Below are 3,389 nucleotides of genomic sequence, written 5' to 3'. Positions count from 1 at the left end.
CAAGGGGATTCGAACCCCTGTTACCGCCGTGAAAGGGCGGTGTCCTAGGCCTCTAGACGATGGGGACACATAAATGTATCACTAGGACAATTGATTAGTTTAACTCACATCCTGAGTTTTAAGGTAATTGCGCTTAATACAAGTAAAGACTCGAGCTTTAATTGTGACGCTATTTTCTCGGTAAAACCGCCTTTAACTAATTAAAGCTAAATGGCGTCCCCAAGGGGATTCGAACCCCTGTTACCGCCGTGAAAGGGCGGTGTCCTAGGCCTCTAGACGATGGGGACACAGAAAACTGCTACCCTAGGACAAACACTAATAAGTTGGTGGAGCTATGCGGGATCGAACCGCAGACCTCTTCACTGCCAGCGAAGCGCTCTCCCAGCTGAGCTATAGCCCCAACTTATTTACACACGCTGTGATAAACACGTCGTGTATTGCTTAGTGCGGGGCGCATTCTATGCACCACCCAAAATAAAGTCAACAGTTTTTTGTTCTGCTTTATTTAAATGGTTTATTTTTCAACAAACTGGCTACCAAGCAGGCTAAAAAGGGCAATTTACAGTAAATTAGCCCCTTGAGTGTATTATAAATTATGGCTGGATGATTAGATAACCCCTGCTCTGCTTGTTTTAATTTTTATTGAGCATAGAAAAGGTATACATTTATATGCAAATTCAACTTGGCATATTTAGTTCATCGTTCAATGACGTATCCTTACTTTATGCCTTGGCATAATAACCACTTTACGCACTATTAGATCGCATTGGTTTTTTGCGGATTAAAATTGGTTTAATTTAAAGGCGATTTAATCACGGCGTAAATTTATAACTTAAGTGATTACTTTATATAAGCTGCACTTTATGATCAATAAACACACCACAGCAACTAAGTTAAAATAGATTGGCTTATTACTTTCTTGATTTTCGATATTAACTATCTAAGCCTAAACAGATAATACGGCGTTTATTTAAACACTAAGCATTGATTTGTCGATAAAACAAACTCCAAACATTACTTGTTGTTTATAAAACCCCCACTCAGCACATTTTTATCATTCAAGTGTTGACACATTTACAACTCTATCTATAATAGCGCCCCACAACAACGCAGCATTGTGTTGTTGTTTAGATGTGGGTGATTAGCTCAGTTGGGAGAGCATCGCCCTTACAAGGCGAGGGTCACTGGTTCAAGTCCAGTATCACCCACCACTTTTTATAAGTGTTCACATCTAAATTTCTATATGAGTAATTAGCTCAGTTAGAAAAAGAGAGCATCTCCGCTACTAATAAGCAACGGCGAAGTTCACTGGTTAAAGTCCAGTACTATTTATTTTAATAGTAGCGTTTTAATTTATATGTGGGTGATTAGCTCAGTTGGGAGAGCATCGCCCTTACAAGGCGAGGGTCACTGGTTCAAGTCCAGTATCACCCACCACATATAAAACCTATGATTATATAATAGTCTTGTTTTAAAATTGTAATATGGGTCGTTAGCTCAGTTACAAAAAGAGAGCATCACCGCTACTTACAAGTAATGGCGAAGTTCACTGGTTAAAGTCCAGTACTATCTATAGATAGTAGCATGTAATATGGGTCGTTAGCTCAGTTGGGAGAGCATCGCCCTTACAAGGCGAGGGTCACTGGTTCAAGTCCAGTACGACCCACCATTTTTAAAATGGTGTATATTACAAAAATCTAAATGGGTAATTAGCTCAGTTAGAAAAAAGAGAGCATCGCCGCTATTTACAAGTAAAGGCAGTGTTCACTGGTTAAAATCCAGTACTATTTATTTTAATAGTAGCGTTTTAATTTATATGTGGGTGATTAGCTCAGTTGGGAGAGCATCGCCCTTACAAGGCGAGGGTCACTGGTTCAAGTCCAGTATCACCCACCACATATAAAACCTATTATTATATAATAGTCGCGTTTTAAAATTTTAATATGAGTCGTTAGCTCAGTTACAAAAAGAGAGCATCACCGCTACTTACAAGTAATGGCGAAGTTTACTGGTTAAAGTCCAGTACTATCTGTATAGGTAGTAGCATGTAATATGGGTCGTTAGCTCAGTTGGGAGAGCATCGCCCTTACAAGGCGAGGGTCACTGGTTCAAGTCCAGTACGACCCACCATTTTTAAAATGGTGTATATTACAAAAATCTAAATGGGTAATTCGCTCAGTTAGAAAAAAGAGAGCATCGCCGCTATTTACAAGTAAAGGCAGTGTTCACTGGTTAAAGTCCAGTGTTAACTATCACCCTTGATAGTTAATAATGTAATTTGGGTGATTAGCTCAGTTGGGAGAGCATCGCCCTTACAAGGCGAGGGTCACTGGTTCAAGTCCAGTATCACCCACCAAATTACAGTTTAAATGTTTAAAGCATTTAATTAAGCGTTATACCTATTTTATATGTGGGTGATTAGCTCAGTTGGGAGAGCATCGCCCTTACAAGGCGAGGGTCACTGGTTCAAGTCCAGTATCACCCACCACATATAAACACTTCTTAGTATCTCGGAATATCTCCATCAAATACTTAAATAATATATAAATCCTTTTGGGCAATTAGCTCAGTTGAAAGAAAAAGAGCATCGCCGCCCTTTAGAACGAATGGCAAGGGTCGCTGGCATCAAGTCCAGTATCACCCACCACATATAAACACTTCTTAATATCTCCATAAAATACTAAAATAATATATAAGTCCTTTTGGGAAATTAGCTCAGTTGAAAGAAAAAGAGCATCGCCGCCCTTTATAACGAATGGCAAGGGTCGCTGGCATCAAGTCCAGTATCACCCACCACATATAAACACTTCTTAGTATCTCGTAATATCTCCATCAAATACTTAAATAATATATAAATCCTTTTGGGCAATTAGCTCAATTGAAAGAAAAAGAGCATCGCCGCCCTTTATAACGAATGGCGAGGGTCACTGATTCAAGTCCAGTATCACCCACCACATATAAACACTTCTTAATATCTCCATAAAATACTAAAATAATATATCAGTCCTTTTGGGCAATTAGCTCAATTGAAAGAAAAAGAGCATCGCCGCCCTTTATAACGAATGGCGAGGGTCACTGGTTCAAGTCCAGTATCACCCACCACATATAAACACTTCTTAATATCTCCATTAAAGACTAAAATAATATAAAAGTCCTTTTGGGTAATTAGCTCAGTTGAAAGAAAAAGAGCATCGCCGCCCTTTATAACGAATGGCGAGGGTCGCTGGTATCAAGCTAAGTATTACCCACCACATATAAACACTTCTTAATATCTCCATTAAATACTAAAATAATATAAAAGTCCTTTTGGGCAATTAGCTCAGTTGAAAGAAAAAGAGCATCGCCGCCCTTTATAACGAATGGCGAGGGTCGCTGGTATCAAGCTAAGT

The 3,389-nt window shown here is 39.2% G+C and carries 11 tRNA genes; 9 read left to right on the top strand and 2 right to left on the bottom strand.

Going from position 1 to position 3,389, the window contains the following annotated elements:
- Positions 1 to 211 precede the first annotated feature (211 nt).
- Positions 212 to 287: transfer RNA gene (locus tag AAEZ18_RS18130), tRNA-Glu, on the bottom strand.
- A 37-nt stretch (positions 288 to 324) separates the two neighbouring features.
- Positions 325 to 400, bottom strand: a tRNA-Ala gene (locus AAEZ18_RS18125).
- Between the two features lie 735 nt (positions 401 to 1,135).
- Between AAEZ18_RS18125 and AAEZ18_RS18120 the strand changes: the two genes are divergently transcribed.
- From AAEZ18_RS18120 to AAEZ18_RS18080, 9 genes are all read left to right on the top strand, one after another.
- Positions 1,136 to 1,211: transfer RNA gene (locus AAEZ18_RS18120), tRNA-Val, on the top strand.
- A 150-nt stretch (positions 1,212 to 1,361) separates the two neighbouring features.
- A tRNA-Val gene (locus tag AAEZ18_RS18115) sits at positions 1,362 to 1,437 on the top strand.
- Between the two features lie 156 nt (positions 1,438 to 1,593).
- Positions 1,594 to 1,669 (top strand) — tRNA-Val (locus AAEZ18_RS18110).
- A 151-nt stretch (positions 1,670 to 1,820) separates the two neighbouring features.
- Positions 1,821 to 1,896: transfer RNA gene (locus AAEZ18_RS18105), tRNA-Val, on the top strand.
- 158 nt (positions 1,897 to 2,054) lie between these two features.
- Positions 2,055 to 2,130, top strand: a tRNA-Val gene (locus AAEZ18_RS18100).
- 150 nt (positions 2,131 to 2,280) lie between these two features.
- Positions 2,281 to 2,356: transfer RNA gene (locus tag AAEZ18_RS18095), tRNA-Val, on the top strand.
- Between the two features lie 56 nt (positions 2,357 to 2,412).
- Positions 2,413 to 2,488 (top strand) — tRNA-Val (locus tag AAEZ18_RS18090).
- A gap of 523 nt (positions 2,489 to 3,011) precedes the next feature.
- Positions 3,012 to 3,102: transfer RNA gene (locus tag AAEZ18_RS18085), tRNA-OTHER, on the top strand.
- A 57-nt stretch (positions 3,103 to 3,159) separates the two neighbouring features.
- Positions 3,160 to 3,251 (top strand) — tRNA-OTHER (locus tag AAEZ18_RS18080).
- Positions 3,252 to 3,389: the final 138 nt, after the last annotated feature.

This window comes from Pseudoalteromonas sp. 19-MNA-CIBAN-0066 (assembly GCF_040308705.1).
GTDB lineage: Bacteria > Pseudomonadota > Gammaproteobacteria > Enterobacterales > Alteromonadaceae > Pseudoalteromonas > Pseudoalteromonas nigrifaciens.
This window is presented reverse-complemented; position numbering and strand designations above follow the sequence as displayed.